The organism is Phyllobacterium sp. K27, assembly GCF_054796155.1.
Window position 1 is genome coordinate 31,412 of sequence record NZ_JBTWND010000002.1, and the last position, 18,224, is coordinate 49,635.

Below are 18,224 nucleotides of genomic sequence, written 5' to 3' on the forward strand. Positions count from 1 at the left end.
AGGATTGGGCTTATGGTTTTGGGTCGTGACCCCGTTTGCGAGACGGAGTGCAGCTATGCATTGACCAGCCAAGAGCTGACGCTGCACGTCGCAAGAATACCTGATCCGATAGACTTCACCCGCCAGTCGTTGGCTGCTCTTGCCCAGCCGATCGCCGATGTAGCGAGCACCGTGCTTCGAGACGATCGCCTCGACGTCATCGCGGTCGCATGCTCCGCCGCGGCCATGGCGATCGGTCGCGACTCATTGTCAACGATACTCCGGCTTGGACGGCCACAGTTGAATGTGACAGACCCCGGCGCGGCCGCTATTGCTGTGCTGAAGGCGGCCGGAGTCCGGCGTATATCGCTGTTGCTGACAACCTCCGACCCCGCGATCAATCAAAGAACGGTGGCGGGCTACGAAGCGGAGGGATTTGAGGTAATTCGTGCGCTTACATTGAGACTTGCGCACGATCGTGCCATGTCCACACTCAGTCTTGTTTCAATCCAGCAGTCGCTGGCAGAGGCAGACGATCCATCCGCCGAAGTCGTTCTCGTTCCGTGCACTGCCATGAGGACGTGGCAGGCGATCCCGAAGTCGATGAACTCGAGGCTCAGTGGACGTGTGCTTACCGGCAACCGCGCGATGATGATCCATGCGATGTCTCTTGCATCCGGCACCGCGTTGCCGCGCACGATTGAGCAACTAACGCCAAGCTAAAAAAGCTTGGCGGTATCGGCATTTTCTGAGAGCCGCAAGACCTTTCCAGGATTCATTATATTGTGGGGATCAAGCGTTCTCTTGATACTGGACATAACAGCAATCGCGCCCTCCCCCGCCTCGATCTCGAGGAAGCGCATCTTGCCCGTTCCGATGCCGTGCTCACCGGTGCAAGTGCCTCCAAAATCGAGGGCGCGTTGTGCCAGGCGTTCGTTGAACGCATAGGTACGCGCCAGCAGATCCTTGTCGAGTGGGTCGATCACATGGGCAAGATGAAAATTTCCGTCTCCCACATGACCGATGATCGGAGCAAGCAGACCGCTTGCCTCGATATCTGCCTTTGTTTCAAGAACGCATTCCGTCAGACGCGATATTGGGACGCAGACATCGGTCGACCAGCCCTTGGATCCTGGTCTCAGCGCCAGAGCCGCATAGTAGGCTGTATGGCGCGCCTTCCACAATGCACTGCGTTTTTCTGTATTGTCCGCCCAAGTCATGTCGCCGCCACCGTTTGCCGATGCGATATCTCGTACTATGGCGACATGTTCTTCAACGGCACGCGGCGTGCCATGAAACTCGAAGAAAAGCGTCGATGTTACAGGATAGGAGAGCTTGGAATATTTGTTGACCGCATCCATCTGCACATCATCGAGCAACTCGACGCGGGCGATGGGTATGCCCGATTGAATTGTTTCGATGACCGTGTCGACGGCCCCGCCGAGTGTCTCAAAGGAACAGACTGCGGCGACGATTGTTTCGGGTATCCCGTGAAGTCTGAGCGAAAGTTTCGTGATGATCCCGAGCGTTCCCTCCGCGCCTACAAATAACTTTGTAAGATCATATCCAGCCGCGGATTTCCGTGCCCTTGAGCCTGTTCGCAAAGCTGTCCCATCGGCTAAGACAACATCGAGGGCAAGAACATTTTCCCGCATCGTACCGTATCGGACCGCTGTGGTGCCTGAGGCGCGAGTTGAGGCCATCCCGCCAAGCGAAGCATCCGCGCCTGGGTCGATGGGAAAAAACAGACCACTATCACGGATGTGGTCGTTCAGCTGGAGCCGTGTCACACCCGGCTCGATCGTGCAATCCAGATCCGCTGCACTGACCTCAAGAATTTTGTTCATCCGGCTGAGATCGAGTATGATGCCACCTTTTACGGCGGTGACGTGACCCTCCAATGAGGTGCCTGCCCCGAAAGGTATCAATGGAACGCGCTCTTCGTGACATATCCTGGCGATGCTCGCTACTTCTTCCGCATTTTGTGCGTAGACGACGGCATCGGGGATAAGGGCAACGTGCCACGACTCCCCGTGGGAATGTGCTTCCCTTTCAGCCGCCGCTTGAGAAATTCGCTCTCCAAGACTTTCACGAATGCGGGTGATGGCATTGTCAACCGGGGATAGCGCCATGGTCTCCTCCATCAAAGATGACAAACTTTCAGAGCAGGATTTAGCTGCCGCACCAGAAAAATAATGCGGTCTCGCTGAAGTTTACTTACCTGGCCGACGGCAAGACGCCAGACACAGCGTCGTAAAAGTATCCGCTCTCAACCAAACTCGTCGTCCACTCGATATCAGGCGCCATGAAGCGATCGACCTCGACGAAGCTCGCCTGTTCTCTGACCTTGGCCACGAACGCCTCAAGCGCAGGTGTCGCGCGCAGAGGTCTGCGCAGTTCAATCCCTTGTGCCGCTCCAAACAGCTCGCAGCCGATGATCGCGCTTGTATTGCGTGCCATATCGACCGTTCGTCGCGCTGCAAACGTCGCCATCGACACATGGTCCTCCTGACCAGCCGATGTCGGGATCGAGTCGACGCTCGCGGGATGAGCAAGCGACTTATTTTCCGAGGCAAGAGAGGCGGCCGTGACCTGCACGTTCATGAATCCCGAATTGATCCCGCCATCCTTGATCAGGAATGCCGGCAACCCGCTGAAAATCGGGTCGATGAGAAGCGCTAGCCTCCGCTCGGAAATCGCGCCCGTTTCCGCGATCCCGATTGCCAGCACATCTGCCGCGATCGCGACCGGCTCCGCATGGAAATTGCCACCAGAAACCACATCTCCCTGTTCCGTGAAGATCAGCGGGCTGTCCGAAACGCCGTTGCTTTCAATCTCCAGCACGTTGGCGGCGTAGTTTATCGCGTCGAGCGCCGCGCCCAAGACTTGAGACTGGCACCGAAGCGAATACGGGTCTTGGACTTTTCCGCTGTCGCGATTGGCGTGACGGATCTCGCTGCCAGTCACGAGGCGGAGAATTTCAGCTGCAACCTTCTGCTGGCCGGCTTGGCCCCGCGCGGCGTGAATTCGCGGATCATATGGCCCATGGAGACCAGCTGCAGCTTCCACCGACAAGGCGCCGGTGCAGATTGATGCCGCCATAGCATGTTCGGCCTGGAACAGGCCCTGAAGACCTAAAGCCGTCGAAGTCTGCGTTCCGTTGACAAGCCCGACACCTTCTTTCGGACCGAGGCGATAGGGCCCCAGCCCAGCAATGCGCAGACCCTCCTGGGCGGAGACCACCTTGCCCTGATAGCGCATCTTTCCGACGCCGATCATTGCAGAGGCCATGTGGGAGAGTGGGGCAAGATCGCCGGAAGCCCCTACCGAACCTTTGGCTGGGACACATGGATAGACTTCCGCGTTGATCAGTCTCACTAGAAAGTCAATGACATCATAGCGGACGCCGGAGAAGCCGCGAGCAAGGGCGATGACCTTGAGAACGAGCATGAGGCGAACGGTTTCATCGGGAAGGAGGTCCCCAATCCCGGTGCTGTGCGAGAGCACGAGGTTGCGCTGCAGGAGCTCCATTTGCTCCGAGGTGACCTTGGTCTGGGAAAATTTTCCAAAACCCGTGTTCAGCGCATATACGGTCTGACCGCTGTCGATAATCGATTGAACCTGTTGAGCACACGCGTCGATCCTGCTTTTGGAGCTCGGAGCAAGCTCGATTTCAACGCTATTGAACAACACGCTTCTCAGCGTTCCAAGAGTTACGGCACCAGGATCGATCTCAATTTTCAGTTTCGTCACGAATATTCTCCCAAGATAAGTTGATGTCTGGTTGCAAGCGATGGCGTGCGGTTCAGTTGACCCGCGTCTTCCCAGCGACCGGCTTGCCGGCTTTAACGACAAGATCAATGATGTCGCGTCCTACGTAAAACGGAATATGCCGGAAGTCTTCGATGTCGAGGAACAGGACGTCAGTGGATTTTCCAACCTCGAGCGATCCCACGCTTGCCTCTACACCCATGGCATATGCGGCATTGAGGGTGGACGCACACAGCGCCTCGGCGGGATCAAGTCCCATCTCCAGGCAGCCCAGAAACATGACGAAGTGCATCGACGAGATGGACGCTGTCGGATTGTAGTCGGTGGCGAGAGCAAGCGCCACGCCTGCGTCGACGATGCGGCGACCGTTGGCGTAACTCGGCGCAAGTTTGAAGAATGGGGTGCCAGGCAGTCCCACAGCCATCGTTCCGGCGGTCGCCATCACGTCGAGATCGACATCATCGACGCAATTGCAATGATCAACGCTGACCGCCCCCATTTCCGCGGCCAGACGGCATCCACCGGACGGGGCAAGCTCATTGCCATGAACCTTGAGCTTCATTCCCAAGGCCTTCGCTCTCCGAAGGATTTCTCGGGACTGATCCACGTCAAAGTATCCCGTCTCGCAAAACACGTCGCAGTAGTCAGCGAGATTTGCGGCGTGGACCGCCGGAAGCATTTCATTGATGATCAGATCCACGTAGCGGTCCGGATCGGCCTCAAATTCTGGGGGAACCGCATGTGCTCCAAGGAAGGTTGTGCGGATTGTTGCAATATGAGTGTCACGCAACACCTCGGTGGCGCGAAGCATCCGGACCTCACTTTCGGTCGACAGGCCGTAGCCGCTCTTTATTTCTACCGAGGTCGTGCCCTGACGCACCATCATGTCGAGGTGAGCCCGCCCCTGGGTAACCAGCGCCTCTTGCGAAGCGGAACGGGTGGCGGCTGTCGTTCTGACAATGCCGCCCCCCTTGCGTCCGATTTCGAGGTAACTCTCACCCCTCACACGCATCAGGAATTCATCTTCACGTCCACCGGCGAAAAGCAGATGAGTATGGGGATCGACGAATCCCGGGACGACGACGCGTTGCCCCGCATCCAAGATGCGCGCGTCCGGACTGAGATCGACCTGCGAAAGGACTTCCTTTCGAGGGCCGACCGCAACGATCCGACCCTTGGATGATGCGATCGCGCCATCAGCTATGACGTGAAGCTCTGCAAGCTCCCGCCCTTTTTTTGGCCCTCCGGCACCAAATGGTGTCACAACCTCTCGAGTGTTTTGGATAATCAGATCTACTAGCATTTGTGCCACTCCTTAACGCCGAAGTGCGATTGGTGCCGACTAGGCAAGCATCGGCATTCTGATGCCTTTCGACTTCGCTGTGTTGATCGCGATGTCATAGCCGGCGTCGGCGTGGCGAACGACGCCCATTCCGCAATCGACCGTCAAGCAGCGTTCAACCTTCTTGGCACCGAGATCTGTGCCATCGGCAAGGACGACGACACCGCTGTGCGTGGAATACCCGATGCCGACACCACCGCCATTGTGCACGGCGACATAGGTTGCGCCGCAGGCCACGTTGAGCATGGCGTTGAGGATCGGCCAATCTGCAATGGCATCACTTCCGTCGAGCATGCGTTCGGTCTCCCGGTTCGGTGATGCGACTGAACCAGTGTCCAGGTGATCGCGGCTGATGGCGACGGGGCCTTTCAATTCGCCTGAGCGCACCATCTCATTGAGAACAAGACCGAAATGCGCTCGCTGACCGTAACCCAGATAGCCAAGCCGAGCCGGCAACCCTTCGATCGGCTGGTGCTTTGATGCCAGTTTGATCCAGTTTGCAAAAACCTCGTCGTCACCAAATTCGCGCAATGCCGCCGCTTCGGTCTTGCGCAGGTCGCTTTCTTCGCCGGACAGGCAGATCCATCTGAACGGGCCTCGACCTTCACAGAACAGTGGACGAATGAATGCTTCGACGAAGCCTGGGAAGGCAAAAGCATCTTTGTAGCCGGCGTTCAGCGCTTCCTGCCGGACGTTGTTGCCGTAGTCAAACACCATTGCCCCGCGGCTCTGATAGCCGACCATCGCCTTGACCTGCTTGACCGTGGTCGCGCGCGCGCGCTGGATATACTCCGTGGGGTTGCTTTTCCTGAGCGACAGAGCCTCGCCGTAGGTCATGCCACCGGGAACGTACCCCTCCAACATATCGTGGGCCGATGTCTGGTCCGTCACGATATCGAAATGGATTCCTTTCTCCAAATAATAAGCCAGAACGTCGGCGATGTTGCCGAGCAAGGCAATCGCACGGGCCTCGCCGCGATCAGCGTATTCCTTCGCCAGGCGGTAGGCTTCATCCGCGTCTTCAACCATCTCGTGAACGAAGCCCAGCTCAATGCGGCGGGCAATCCGTTCCGGATCGATCTCCACGCCGATGCTGACGCCACCGTTTAACGTGATGCAGTGGGGCATGATCCCACTGAACATCCCAAGACCGCCGGTGATCGAAATACGCCCCTTCAATGTACCGCCAAACTTCATCTTGGCGATAGTTGCAAAGGTCTCATAGGTTCCCTGGACGATGCCTTGCGAACCAATGTTGCACCAACTGCCGGCCGTCATCTGACCGTACATTGTCAAGCCCTTATCCTCGAGCGCATTGAAGTGCTCCAGCGTGCTCCAGTGGTCCACAAGCATGCCGTTCGAGATGAGTACGCGCGGCGCCCATTCATGGGTGCGCCAAATGGCAACGGGCTTGCCTGACTGAACGATCAGGGTCTCATCACCTTCTAGGTTGCCGAGACTTTCCAAGATCTTGAAGTAACTGTCCCAGTTTCTGGCAGCCTTCCCGCGGCCACCGTATACGATCAGCTCCCGCGGTTTTTCGGCGACCTCGAGATTGTTCATCAGCAGTCTATAAGCAGTCTCCTGCTGCCAGCCTTTGGTGTTCAGGTCCAATCCGCGCGGGGCCAGGATTTTTTCATTGGGCGGCAGTCTCATTAGCATCCTCCTTTAGGGCATATTTCCCAGTTGTCATTTTGTATAGTCCGGTCTATACCGGTCCAAACAGTACGTCAACGGTATTTTTGGAGGGCTCATGCACAACTACGAGTACAGACAAGGAAACTCCCCGTTCGTCGTCAGCATGCCGCATAGCGGCAGCTACATCCCCATAGAAATCCAGCATCGTATGTCTGCGACGGGGCGAATGGTCGGGGACACGGACTGGGACCTCGACCGCTTGTATCGCTTCCTGTGGGATACGGACGCCACGATCATCACATCGCGACTATCGCGCTATGTCGTGGACCTTAGTCGCGACCCCACTGGAAAGCAGGTCGCCGGCATGAACCATCCTGGACTCGTGCCGACAGCCGACTTTGACGACGTTCCTCTCTACCAGAGCGGAGAGGAACCCGGACCGGAAGAAATCGCGTCCCGCGTTGCGCGCTACTGGCGCCCCTATCACGACCGACTATCTGCGGCGTTAAACGAGACGTGCGCCCAGCATGGCTACGCGATCCTGTTCGACTGCCATTCCATACGTTCGGTCGTGACGCGCTATTTTGCCAGCCGGATACCAGATCTAAATCTGGGTACCGGGGGCGGAACAAGTTGTGCAATCGAGCTTCGGGGCCGCCTTGCTTCAGCGCTGGAGCGATCTGGCCGCTACTCTGTAGCAGTCGACGAAATCTTCAAGGGCGGATTCATCACCCGCAGCTACGGTTCACCTGAAAATGGCATCCATGCTTTCCAACTGGAGATGTCGCGGGCGGTGTACATGAACGAACAGCCTGCTCCGACGCTTGATCTCGAAAAGTGTGAAAACCTCCAGCCAACGCTGGAGGCCTTCGTTGCTGCAGCCGCAAGCTGGAAACCTGAAATCAAAAAATAAGGAAAGTATCGTGTCTGTACCGATGGATGACCGCGACGGTTGGATCTGGTTCGATGGCAAACTTATTCCGTGGCGTGAAGCGAAACTGCATGTCCTCACACATGGGTTGCACTACGCTAGTTCTGTGTTCGAGGGCGAGCGGTCCTATGGCGGGTTCGTTTTTGAACTGACGCGCCATACCCAGCGCTTGATTCAGTCCGCCGCTTTGCTGGATATGAAAATCCCATTTCATGAGGCCGAACTCAACCAGGCAACCTTGCAAGTGCTTTCGGCGAATGGGCTCAAGGATGCCTACATCCGCCCAGTAGTCTGGCGTGGCAGCGAGACCACGTCGGCCGCCGCTCCAAACAATCGCATACATGTTGCAATCGCGGCGTGGGATTGGCCCTCCTATTTCAATGAGCAAGACCGCCTGGACGGCATCAAGATCCAGACAGCGTCCTGGCGCCGTCCACCGCCTGAATGCAGCCCGCCCCAGGCAAAAGCAGCCGCAAATTACGCGATCACGACCATAGCGAAGCACGCGGCCCTCAGAAATGGATATCAGGACGCCTTGTTGCTCGACTGGATGGGCAACGTCGCAGAGGCTTCGGCAGCAAACGTCTTTTTCGTCGCGGAGGGGAAAATCCACACGCCAACGCCCCTGTGCTTCTTGAACGGGTTGACACGGCAGACAGTCGTCGCTCTTGCCCATCAAGCCGGCTTGAGCGTAGTCGAGCGAGAAATAGCACGAACCGAAATATCGAAGTTTACAGAGTGTTTTCTAACAGGAACTGCATCGGAGATAACGCCGGTCGGTGCTATCGATGCGATTGCATTTCGGCCGAGCGCCATCACCAGCCGGTTGATTGAGGCCTATGCCGAGCTTGTGCGAACGGAGAATGCCAGCGCGATAGACGTCCAACTCCAGCCCGCACCGGGGTAGCGCGTGGATGCCGTCCCGTTGCCTAAAAATAGAGATTCAGGAGATCCGATTTGCGGAAGCAGCCGCTCACACGCGTAATTCGATACGCGGACCATGTTGAAATGAGTTGGAAAAATGGTGCCGGCGACACGCGTGAAATCGCTCGCAAGGACGACTGCGATGGTTTGCTCTGGCGTCTCAGCCTTGCCACGGTGGCGGAGAGCGGGCCATTTTCTGTTTTTCCGGAGTTGGATCGGATCATCGTTCTCCTTGAAGGAGATCCGATGACGCTTGAGTTCGAAGATGGTGAATCGCTTACGTTGAACCTAGGAATGCCACAGCGCTTTTCTTGCAATCGGCCGCTGCATGCGCAACTGTCGAGTTCGCGGCAATGCCGCGATCTCAATTTCCTTTTCCGAAAAGACGATATCGACGCCCGCGCGGAATCGATCACTTTCAGTGGCAGCATGCAGCTTCGTTGGACGGGGGCAGCGGTCGCGATTTGCTTTGCCGTGAGCGGCAGTGTCCTTGTTAGCGCGGACGGCGAGAACGCGGACATTATCAACGAAGGAGATACCTTGATTTTTAATAGTCCGGTTCAAGCCGAAGAATTATCCCTTTCTCTAGAAGCTCTTAGTCCTGATGCCCAAGTCATGTTGTTTCTAGCCGCCGCTCCGCAACGGTCGGGTTTCGGCTGACGACGGTGTCGCAGACTCACCTTGCCCCGGCGTTCGCGGCCGATGCCGAGTTCCGCGCGTCTTAAGCGGCGTAGAGGAAGACCGTGGCAGACCTGACAGTCGCTTCCGGGACCCTTCCAAAGTCGCCGGTTTCGGTTGGTCCAAGCGAAGAAGCGCTCGGCAACCCACCGCTTTGGATGGACGGCAAAGCCTACCTGATCCGGCTTGCAGACTATCTTGACGTTGACCAGCGTAGCATTTTGCGGCCGGTCGCCTGAGTTGCCCATGTGGGCAAATACCTTGGCTACGAAGGGGCCGAGTTGGCTTACGGTCCTCTCGGCAGATGGGGCGAATCACCGCCCATTCCGCGTCCGTTAGGTCGGTATCGTATCGTGATTGGTTGCATCTATACTGCCGTTAGGTGGGGGCTTCCACATGGCGCTTCCGTTCAGGCTCCAGACACCTCCATGGAACCATCATCGGCCCGATCACTCATCCAATTGTCGGACAGGCTCTAAGCGCGAAATGAGCGCTACGATTGATGGAAATCTCGGAGTCTGTAGCGGCTGCCAGGATAATAGAACCGACTGAAGGTAGCTACAGTATCTCCCACCCAAGTCCGCCTTACAAGAAGAAGGCACGGTTCATTTTTGCCAACTGAAAGAAGGTCTGAAATATTCTTTTCTCCGGCCAACACCCCGTAAATATATTGCTCGACAGCGGTCGGCTTCGAGTTTCTCCAGAGATGCTGAAATGTAGTCTCTTTCGTAAAATCGGTGTTGAGGTATTCTGGAGCGAAGACTGGCAAAATATGGCGCTCCTCGAGCTGGACCTCTTTTTCGTTTTCACGATGGACTATGATGGAATGATATAGTTTAGTTCCGCCCTTCACTTCTAGGGCTCGTGCAACTTCGCCGTCTGCCTCTACTTCATCGAGTTTTACGACTTCGGCTGAATGGACCCCTCCTTGTGCGGATATTTCAGCGGAAATATCCCGCAACGCTAGAGGGATCGACGCGGGGATCTCAGCCGAAACGAAGGTACCGACACCTGAAATACGAAAGAGGACTCCGGATAATGTAAGTTCCCGGAGAGCTCGGTGAACCGTCATCCGGGAGACACCCAACTGTTCGACCAAAACCACCTCGGACGGCAGGCGATCATTTGGTCCCCACTCCCCGCTTTCGATCTTTGAGCGCACATGGCGCTTGACCATGTCGTATAGGGTGGATGGTCGCTCGTCTTCCTGTTTCGCCATAGCTTTCCGCTCTTTTGAATAGAATTCCTCGCGCTAGCAATAGCGCGTATTCGCCGATTTACAAGTCAAGTACTTCTTTGTATATGCTGGTACAAACATTTCAAGTCGCAATCACGATTGCCAGTAGGCAGGTGTCGGTCAGAAGCAAAAGGCTACACTTTTAGATAGACGATCCGCTGCATCCTCATCGATCAGGCCTGCGAAAGGAAAACCTTGGCGGATGGGACGCGATATTCGCTGCTGCTCTCACAAATGTGAACGATGCGCGGTTTTTAAACCGAGGTTGCGTCGAAGGTGCAGCTTTCAGTCATCCCGCTGGATGGATGGTAGCATGCCTTCGTTGCGCAAACTCAACACCCACCTAGCTCGGGATTGCCTGACAGCCTTATGCCGGGAAAATCAGTCTGGATCGCAAATTCTATGAAAAAACCTGAAGGCAATAGCTATCTGGACGAACTGCGCGAGATACTTGCCGCGCTGGATACCGAACGGTTGGAACTCCCGATCATCCAACCGGCGAACCCGTTTCTTGATGCAGTCGGGGAAAATTTGCGACGTCAGATTTTTATGACCGAGAACGAGGCCGGCGCTAGCCTTTGCGTACGTCCCGACTTCACGATTCCCGTATGCCTTTATCATCTGCAAAATGGAGCGTCTGGACTTAGACGCTATTCGTACCTTGGCAAGGTGTTCCGACAAGATCGACATGGACCACGAGAAATGTTGCAGAGTGGGATTGAAGATATCGGTGATGATGACATTGCCGGTGCAGACGCCAAGGTCATCGCAAACGCATGTCATATCACTCATAACCTGCTTCCTATAGAAAAGTTTGAAGTCATTGTCGGTGACCAAGGCGTTTTTCAGGCGGTGGTGCAAGCGCTCGACTTACATGCAGGTTGGCAGCGGCGGTTCATTCAGGCGTTCGGGAAGCCTACACAGATTGACTTGCTACTTAAAAAATTGGCAAGGCCCGACTCCGGTCCCAAGATTGATGCTAAGCTCGCTGCTATAATTGCAAGCGGTGACGAGCAGCGATTGATCGCCCATATAGCCGGGGCGATGAAGAATCATGGCCACCGCACCGACGCCTCACGTTCACCATCTGAAATTGCCTTGAGGTTGAAGGCAAAAATGGCGATGGCTCAAACACAGCTGTCTACCACATGCCTAGAAATCTTGAGGGTGTTCTTGCAGCTTGATTTGCCATTGGCCGACGCGCCAATCGCACTTTCGGATTTTGCATCAAGGACAGGATTGGACATCAGTGCCTCGCTTCTTCAATTCAACGGGCGTAAGGCAGCCCTGGAGAACGCCGGCGTTGATCTTGGGCTTGTTCGATACCGAGCCGCTTTTGGGAGACCTTTTGACTACTATACAGGCTTGGTGTTTGAGGTGATCGGGCTTCAGAACTCTACCGTCATTGCTGGCGGTGGCCGGTTTGATAGCCTTCTAACCTTGCTTGGATCGCAGGTGGGTATTCCCAGTGTCGGCTTCTCGCTGCAACTTGATCATATCAAGGCGGAGAAGGACAAACTCCTGGGCTTATAGTATCGTTCTCAGGACACTAGCGGCTTACGCGGCGTCTTCAAGAAAGCGGGTAGAAGGTACTCTTCGACACCGCAAAAACTGGCGGGTGAGCACATGCGAACATTCTATCAGTTTCATCGAAAACCGTAGGCTTTCTAGAAGCCGAAGTGCGGGCCGAGACACATCTATTTCCTGTTGTTGTGACTCTCTGCGATGCACGCCGTTGGGCGGCCTGTACGTGCTATAGCATCGCCACGTAGTCCCGCAAGTCAAGCGCATCATGGGGGGCTTGCCCTTCCGGAGCGGCCTCCGCTGCCGAGTGCATCCCCTGAATTGCGGCATTCCTGAACTGCAGCTGCTCAATCGAGGTAGGAAAGACCATCGCCTGACCCTCGTCCACAGTGGCCTGGTTTGCCGATACGAATGGCCGCAGGCGCTCTTCATAGGCGGCGAGCGCCGACGCGTGATCAGGGTGGTGGGCTAGTTCGCTCGCCAGCACATATGCACCGGCCAGAGCGAGGCTCGTGCCTTGGCCAGTCAGGAATGAGGGTGCATAGGCTGCGTCGCCGACAAGCGCCACGCGGCCCTTGTGCCAGCTCGGCATACGCACCTGCTGGATAGTGTCGAAGTAGAAGTCCTCGGCTCGATCCATTGCGTCGATCATCTGCGGGACATGCCAGCCATATCCGGCAAAAGTTCGCTGAACCAGCCGCCGCTGCTCACCCGCATCCCGCACCACGCCGTCATGGGCAAAGGCCAGCAGTCCATGCAGGTAGTCCTGCCCGCCCGCCGCATAAAGAGTTGCCATTCGTCCGGGCACGTTCCAAGTGACGCCCTCTCGATTGAGCCCAAAAGTGTTGGGCATGGCAAAGCCGGCAAAGCAGAATCCGGCATTTTTCGTAAACTGCGCCTCGGCCCCGAAGACCAGCTTTCGTGTGTTGGAATGCAAACCGTCGGCGCCGATCACCAGGTCGAACGTCTCCTGCAAGCCGTCCTGGAAAGTGACTGCCACATGCTCAGGCCCGTCCTCCAGCGCCATGATGGATTGGCTGAAGCGATAGTCGACATGCTCCCGCGTCAGGTCGAACAGCATTGCGGCCAGTTCCCCGCGGGGAAGTTCCACGGCCCTTGCGCTGACATTGCTGGTTACGACATCCGGCTCGACACGGGCCAACACAGCGCCGGCCTCATCGACAAAGGTCATTCGCCGCGTTCCGATATGGGCCGCCAGCAATTGCGGTAGCAGCCCCATGCGCTCAGCGGCCACCATGGCGGCGCCACGCAGGTCGATGGGATAGCCACTGGCGCGAAGGCTTGGCGCCCGCTCCACCACGGTTACTTCAAATCCGTAGCGAGTGAGCCAAAAGGCCACGACCGGCCCGGCGACGCTGGCGCCAGACACAAGTATGCGGCCGCGACATGGTGCGATAGACATCCTACAGTCTCCTTGCATTAAGATGCTTAAACGCATCTAATAGCAAAGCAGAGCATTTACAAGATACATTATTGCATCTTAAAGCGGAGTAAACATGTCCGAACGCCGTCGCGGAGCCGATCTCGAAAATGCGATCCTGGACGCCGCATGGGCAGAGATGGGAGAAAAAGGCTATGCCGGGCTGACGATGGAGGGGACGGCGGCGCGGGCCGGCACCAGCCGACCGGTGCTTAGCCGCCGCTGGTCCAGCGGGCAGGAGTTGGCGACTGCTGCCATCCAGCGCGAACTGGCCCGTCGACCGGTGGTAGTTCCCGACCTCGGCGATCTGCGCAACGAGCTGCTGTCATTTCTACAGCAGGCTTCTGAGCGAGCCGACGTGTTCACGGCCGCCTTTGCGCTCTTCCTCCACGAATTCCGCCAAGGGACTAGGGCGTCGCCCGGCGAATTTCGGGCGACCGTGCTGCTGGCCGGTGAGGAAGATCCGCTCAAGATCATACTGGACCGCGGCGTCGCTCGCGGTGAAATCGACCCCGGCAAGCTGCTGCCACCAGTGGCAAGCCTGCCGGCCGACCTTTTCCGCCATCACGTGGTCATGTCCATGGCCCCGCCGTCTGTTGATTTGCAGCATGCCTGGATCGACACGGTATTCCTGCCCCTTGTGCGGACCGGTTAGTGCTTTCGCAAGGGCGAGCGCACCGCGCGTAAAGGATCATTACTCAGATGGGCAGCACCTGACTGTTGCGTGATTCAATCTTTCGCACTGAAAGCCAACACAGGCAGGCTCATGCGTCTTTTCAATTTCATTATCGCGGCCCTGGCCATTTCCCGTTTTCCATCGGGGCCAACGCTCAATCGTCGCGGCAGCAATTGACTGTCCCCACAGCTGGCGGCAGGGTTCTGGTGGAGAGCTTCGGGGATTGCGCGAACGCAACCTGTCCGGCCGTGGTAATCTTGAGCAGCAGCAGAGGCTTTGGAGCAGCCGTCTATGACGAAATCGGCCAGACGCTCCGGGCGGCGGGTTTGAATGCCTATCTCGTTCATGTCCTATCGGCGGCGGATCTCGACGCTATAGCCACGGCGGGCAGATCGTTCCTCGTGTAAGCTCGAGCAAGAAACTGTTACGACAGTTGATTTCGAAGACGGGCATCTTCGATTCAGATGCCGCCGATCGATCATTCGATAGGCTGGGCAGGGTGCTGACAGCTTTTAGCGGTGGGTTTCGCTCGGGCTGGAAGCCGCCTGTGGTCGGAAGGGGCCGCCAGAACATTCCCGGCGGCCCCTTATCCTGTACTTGAGACGTCGGCTTCAGGCGCGTCTTTCCCTACCCATCGGCTCGATCATGTTGCTGTCTGGTTCTAAACCGGTCCGACTTAGAACGTCACGCCGGCCCGTCGGCGATCTCCTGGGCTTCGGTCTTGATCGGCTTATACTTGAAGGTAGCGCAGATCACGCCGTGATCATTCGTGCCCGATTCCTTGTGGTCTTTGAAATTGAGATGGTCGTTGTTCGCCGTCATTCCGTCGAACATCCACACCCGTCGTCGTGAATTGTCGTAAAATTCCTCGCTGACCAGGATGTGGTCGAGCGACTCCATGATGTCCTGATGGACATGGGTGTAGTAGACGTCCCGCGTGCTGCGATATTCTTGCAGGGTCTGGGCGGTGTAGAGGCTGACATCGCCGCCGCCGAGCGAATCCCCAACAAGGTAACGCGGCTGCTCGGTGAGGATGTTGGCGGTGTTGCTGTGCTGGCCGTCATTGATATCGCCGAGCACGATGACGGGTGCGCGCGTTCCCTTCATCTGCTCGGTCAGCATGAAACGCAGTGCCCCCGCCTCGGCCGTGCGCCGGATCGTCGAGATTGCGGCACCGATACTGGTCGCGTGCTTTTTGTAGGTCACGCTATCTGCCCTGAACCAGTCTTCCTGAAATACCTTGGTCGGTCCTTTCGACTTGAAATGGCAGACATAGACGTGGATCGGCTCGTGATCCTCGCGCGGTTGTACGGTGAAATGCAGCACTGGGCGCGAAAAACTCAAGATGGAGACGCTGATCGCCGGCGTTTGCTGGTCGTCACCGGAACTCTTCAGCATGAACTTTTCCGGAAAGCGCTCGATCCACTTCGGTTCACCGACAACCAGCCCCTTTCGAACAATGGCGGCGCAGACGATCCGTTTGCCATCGGCATTCTCCGGGGCGATCACATCATACTCGGCTGCCAATCCAGACGCGAATAGCGCGCGTTCGATGGATGCTGCATGCCATAACTCCTGGAAGCCAAAGATGTCGGGATGCAGCATCCGGATGGTTGCGCTGGTCCAACCGATCTTGCGCTCGTATTCCTCCTGCGACCACCCAGCCTTATCGGTGTAGATCGGCAATCCCGGTTCGTTCAGATTATAGAGATTGAACGTGCCGATGCTCAAGCGCTTGAGTTTCATGGGTCCCTCCGTTGCAGGTGTTCGCCTTGCTGCGGTTCAATCGTACCAGAGCTTGCGAACAGCTAAATGACGATCAAAACTTTTGCAGAGGCGCACGTGGTCACTGCCTTGAGACGAAGCGGTTTGAACTGCGCGCGGCTTCTGACGGCGATTCATCCGCATACGCTGCGATTTCCACAGCGCTTCACCTGGTTTCCCTCTGTAGATATGGGATTTCGAACAGCATGGACCACCGTTCACTGGTGGCCCCAACCGCACGACATGGAGCCGCGAGCAAACAAGTTCTGTGATCACCGCTTCGTGAAAAGTGTCTGGCCTCTCCAGCGGGTTGCCGAAAAATTGAAGTGAAGCAGTACGCGCTGCATTGAGGTGTAGGAAACCCCTGATTTGCGGCAGGCGTCGGTCGAACCGACAGTGTTGGATCACAGTGGTGGCGATCCTGGGGAAATCATGTCCTGCTCCACCGGATCAAAGATGCCGGCGCAATCGCGCGCTCGCGGACCAAGGCGCGAACGGGTACGACGCCACCGGCTATGCCCCAGGGTTCGCCGGCATAGCGGACTTCGAATGCAGTTTGAACGCGGAGCGCACGAGACCGGCGGGATCGGCGAAGGCGCGTGGCGTGCGTTTCGCCTCTCCTTGCCCGGTCGGCCAACAGATCGTGCATGCTCGCCGGCTCATCGGCCAAAAGAAGACAATGAGCGAAGTTGCGAGGTTCCTCGGGTGCACCGCGCCCCTTTAAAACGTCCACCTGCATTTCTGCGTTGTTCGACTGTAGGCCATCGTAGATCGAAAGCCCGCCGGCAAGTCTCGGAGAGCCTGTGCTGCTCTCGGGTGACGCAGCTTTTTATCGTAAACGGATTGAGCCCCCCGCATATCACCTTGATTTCTGCCTGACACATCTGCGCAGTGGCCCAAAAATCCTGGCAGACGGGAGTAAGGCTCGCGCGGTTTTCGGCGACACACGAAGAGATCGAATCGGGGGTGAACCGCCATGGGCAGGCGATCGGATTTGTGGGCCGCACGTGGCGGAGAGTGTCTGAGAGGGAGACTGTGCAACAGTCGTCTGCACCGAAACCGTAACGGCGATCGCTAAGGTCAGTTTGAGCACCCGATAAGCGTGCCTGCAAACAGATAAAAACTTCCTCGCGCTCGCGGTTGCCGACTTGCGATGCCTCCATTCATAACATACCCTAAGCGCCCAATAGAACTCGCGTCTGTGAGACGTCATGGGCGCACCTGCGTCTGCCCATGACGGAGGAGCAACGTTGTGCCGAAGGTAATTCGAAGCTCGGGTCCTCATCGCCTTTGACCAGCATTCCTCCGAAGCGGTTTCCGAAATCTGGAGCGACGCCGTAGGCATCGCCAACTTCCTAAACACGTGCACTACTGGTGAAGGAAGTGGCACCGCGCGACCACGTCAGCGCAGCCTGCTGTCGGCCCAAGAGATCCGTCGCCTCAGCCTCCCATGGCAAGGCCGGCCAGACCGATTGGAAGGCGTGGCACGCCGACCGGAAGAAGTGTGGAGGTGCCAAGCGCAGTAACCTTAGAAAGGCCCGCTGCTGTGGCGCCAGTGGGTATAAGGTCGGAAATGGTCGCGCTGATGAGAAGATCGGCAGGTCTGCCGTGTTCAACACGGTGAAGCGATCGCTCAAGGTAATACATAGCGCCCTGTCGACGGCATTTGCGACAAGTTTACCGTCTTCTTTATTTGCTATCTTAGAATTGCTTCTGCAGAAAGCAGCGTCCGCGCGATAGAGACCGATTCGGCCGCAACAACGGAACTACGGTTACAAAGGATCGGGATTCAGAGAACGTCCCTGCGTCTGGCGCGAGCCTCTCATAACTGGATATAGCGCCTGTCTGCGTCAGTGGGACGGAAGCACATGCTGGGAGAGCCGACAGGGCAATCGCAAGAACTCCAGCGTTTCGAGTCTGGCTCATGCATTCTGCTTTCAAACATTCGACGTCGACGATAACGCTTTCGGCGGTTAAGATATATCAATGCATCTTAGAGTTGGAAGGAAGAAGTCAATAAAATGCATAATCGCATCCTATTGATCGACGAGCGACCGCTGAAATGAGTCGGGCTCGGCTAGCCACAACCTTCACTACAGGTTTGCGGGAGAGTCCAATTTGAATCACTCTGCTCATAGGCTCCGATAATAAGGAGGTGAGTTCCATCGAAAAGGATTGCTATTGCGTTGCGCCATGGCGGGTTGCTTTCGGTAGCTTTTCATATGAATTGGACTAGGACCCGAGTCTCATTCATGATATTTTGCCGCCGCCAAGACCTTCATCCCCGACGAAATCTATCGCGCGGAGACTGGATTAGTA

The 18,224-nt window shown here is 56.7% G+C and carries 17 protein-coding genes and 1 pseudogene; 8 read left to right on the forward strand and 10 right to left on the reverse strand.

The window, feature by feature from the left end; translation table 11 throughout:
* Positions 1–12: 12 nt before the first annotated feature.
* The gene (locus ACYJL1_RS17020; protein ID WP_460898128.1) at positions 13–702 is read left to right on the forward strand and encodes a hypothetical protein; all 690 of its coding nucleotides are present in this window, start codon (positions 13–15) and stop codon (positions 700–702) included.
* Here the strand turns inward: ACYJL1_RS17020 and ACYJL1_RS17025 are convergent.
* The 4 genes from ACYJL1_RS17025 to hutU all read right to left on the reverse strand — a co-directional run bounded on the left by ACYJL1_RS17025 (position 699) and on the right by hutU (position 6,748).
* Positions 699–2,111: an FAD-binding oxidoreductase gene (locus ACYJL1_RS17025; RefSeq protein ID WP_460898129.1), complete on the reverse strand. Its 1,413-nt coding sequence runs from the start codon at positions 2,109–2,111 to the stop codon at positions 699–701. The two genes, ACYJL1_RS17020 and ACYJL1_RS17025, sit on opposite strands and share 4 nt — an antisense overlap.
* A gap of 85 nt (positions 2,112–2,196) precedes the next feature.
* Positions 2,197–3,732 (reverse strand): histidine ammonia-lyase, encoded by a 1,536-nt coding sequence (hutH, locus tag ACYJL1_RS17030; protein WP_460898130.1) that lies wholly within the window; start codon positions 3,730–3,732, stop codon positions 2,197–2,199.
* 52 nt (positions 3,733–3,784) lie between these two features.
* Positions 3,785–5,053: an imidazolonepropionase gene (gene hutI / locus ACYJL1_RS17035; protein ID WP_460898131.1), complete on the reverse strand. Its 1,269-nt coding sequence runs from the start codon at positions 5,051–5,053 to the stop codon at positions 3,785–3,787.
* A gap of 39 nt (positions 5,054–5,092) precedes the next feature.
* On the reverse strand, positions 5,093–6,748 hold the full coding sequence (gene hutU / locus ACYJL1_RS17040) for a urocanate hydratase (protein WP_460898132.1): 1,656 nt from the start codon (positions 6,746–6,748) through the stop codon (positions 5,093–5,095).
* Between the two features lie 97 nt (positions 6,749–6,845).
* Between hutU and ACYJL1_RS17045 the strand changes: the two genes are divergently transcribed.
* From ACYJL1_RS17045 to ACYJL1_RS17055, 3 genes are read left to right on the forward strand one after another with little or no spacing between them, the layout of a single operon-like run.
* A complete protein-coding gene (locus ACYJL1_RS17045) occupies positions 6,846–7,643 on the forward strand; it encodes an N-formylglutamate amidohydrolase (protein WP_460898133.1) in 798 nt (265 codons plus the stop codon).
* Between the two features lie 22 nt (positions 7,644–7,665).
* On the forward strand, positions 7,666–8,568 hold the full coding sequence (locus ACYJL1_RS17050) for a branched-chain amino acid aminotransferase (RefSeq protein WP_460898283.1): 903 nt from the start codon (positions 7,666–7,668) through the stop codon (positions 8,566–8,568).
* Between the two features lie 50 nt (positions 8,569–8,618).
* Positions 8,619–9,245 carry a HutD/Ves family protein gene (locus ACYJL1_RS17055; RefSeq protein ID WP_460898134.1) on the forward strand — a complete coding sequence of 209 codons (627 nt, stop codon included), beginning with the start codon at positions 8,619–8,621 and terminating at the stop codon, positions 9,243–9,245.
* A 61-nt stretch (positions 9,246–9,306) separates the two neighbouring features.
* Here ACYJL1_RS17055 and ACYJL1_RS17060 read toward each other — a convergent pair.
* Both ACYJL1_RS17060 and ACYJL1_RS17065 read right to left on the reverse strand, forming a co-directional pair.
* Positions 9,307–9,538, reverse strand: a pseudogene (locus ACYJL1_RS17060) (IS5/IS1182 family transposase); the annotation flags it as partial.
* 218 nt (positions 9,539–9,756) lie between these two features.
* Entirely contained in the window at positions 9,757–10,482 is a 726-nt protein-coding gene (locus ACYJL1_RS17065; protein WP_460898135.1) for a UTRA domain-containing protein, read from the reverse strand.
* Between the two features lie 420 nt (positions 10,483–10,902).
* Here ACYJL1_RS17065 and ACYJL1_RS17070 point away from each other — a divergent pair, with 420 nt between their 5' ends.
* A complete protein-coding gene (locus tag ACYJL1_RS17070) occupies positions 10,903–12,033 on the forward strand; it encodes an ATP phosphoribosyltransferase regulatory subunit (RefSeq protein WP_460898136.1) in 1,131 nt (376 codons plus the stop codon).
* A gap of 220 nt (positions 12,034–12,253) precedes the next feature.
* On the opposite strand, the gene ACYJL1_RS17075 is transcribed toward ACYJL1_RS17070, so the two are convergent.
* A complete protein-coding gene (locus tag ACYJL1_RS17075) occupies positions 12,254–13,465 on the reverse strand; it encodes an FAD-dependent monooxygenase (RefSeq protein WP_460898137.1) in 1,212 nt (403 codons plus the stop codon).
* Between the two features lie 76 nt (positions 13,466–13,541).
* Here ACYJL1_RS17075 and ACYJL1_RS17080 point away from each other — a divergent pair, with 76 nt between their 5' ends.
* Positions 13,542–14,120: a TetR/AcrR family transcriptional regulator gene (locus ACYJL1_RS17080; RefSeq protein ID WP_460898138.1), complete on the forward strand. Its 579-nt coding sequence runs from the start codon at positions 13,542–13,544 to the stop codon at positions 14,118–14,120.
* Between the two features lie 278 nt (positions 14,121–14,398).
* On the forward strand, positions 14,399–14,548 hold the full coding sequence (locus ACYJL1_RS17085) for a hypothetical protein (protein ID WP_460898139.1): 150 nt from the start codon (positions 14,399–14,401) through the stop codon (positions 14,546–14,548).
* Between the two features lie 277 nt (positions 14,549–14,825).
* On the opposite strand, the gene ACYJL1_RS17090 is transcribed toward ACYJL1_RS17085, so the two are convergent.
* Positions 14,826–15,887: an endonuclease/exonuclease/phosphatase family protein gene (locus ACYJL1_RS17090; protein WP_460898140.1), complete on the reverse strand. Its 1,062-nt coding sequence runs from the start codon at positions 15,885–15,887 to the stop codon at positions 14,826–14,828.
* A gap of 66 nt (positions 15,888–15,953) precedes the next feature.
* Between ACYJL1_RS17090 and ACYJL1_RS17095 the strand changes: the two genes are divergently transcribed.
* Positions 15,954–16,235 (forward strand): hypothetical protein, encoded by a 282-nt coding sequence (locus ACYJL1_RS17095; protein ID WP_460898141.1) that lies wholly within the window; start codon positions 15,954–15,956, stop codon positions 16,233–16,235.
* A 100-nt stretch (positions 16,236–16,335) separates the two neighbouring features.
* Here ACYJL1_RS17095 and ACYJL1_RS17100 read toward each other — a convergent pair whose 3' ends face one another.
* Together ACYJL1_RS17100 and ACYJL1_RS17105 are read right to left on the reverse strand one after the other, a co-directional pair.
* Complete coding sequence (locus ACYJL1_RS17100; protein ID WP_460898142.1) at positions 16,336–16,554, reverse strand: hypothetical protein; 219 nt, start codon at positions 16,552–16,554, stop codon at positions 16,336–16,338.
* A gap of 791 nt (positions 16,555–17,345) precedes the next feature.
* On the reverse strand, positions 17,346–17,552 hold the full coding sequence (locus ACYJL1_RS17105; RefSeq protein ID WP_460898143.1) for a hypothetical protein: 207 nt from the start codon (positions 17,550–17,552) through the stop codon (positions 17,346–17,348).
* Positions 17,553–18,224: the final 672 nt, after the last annotated feature.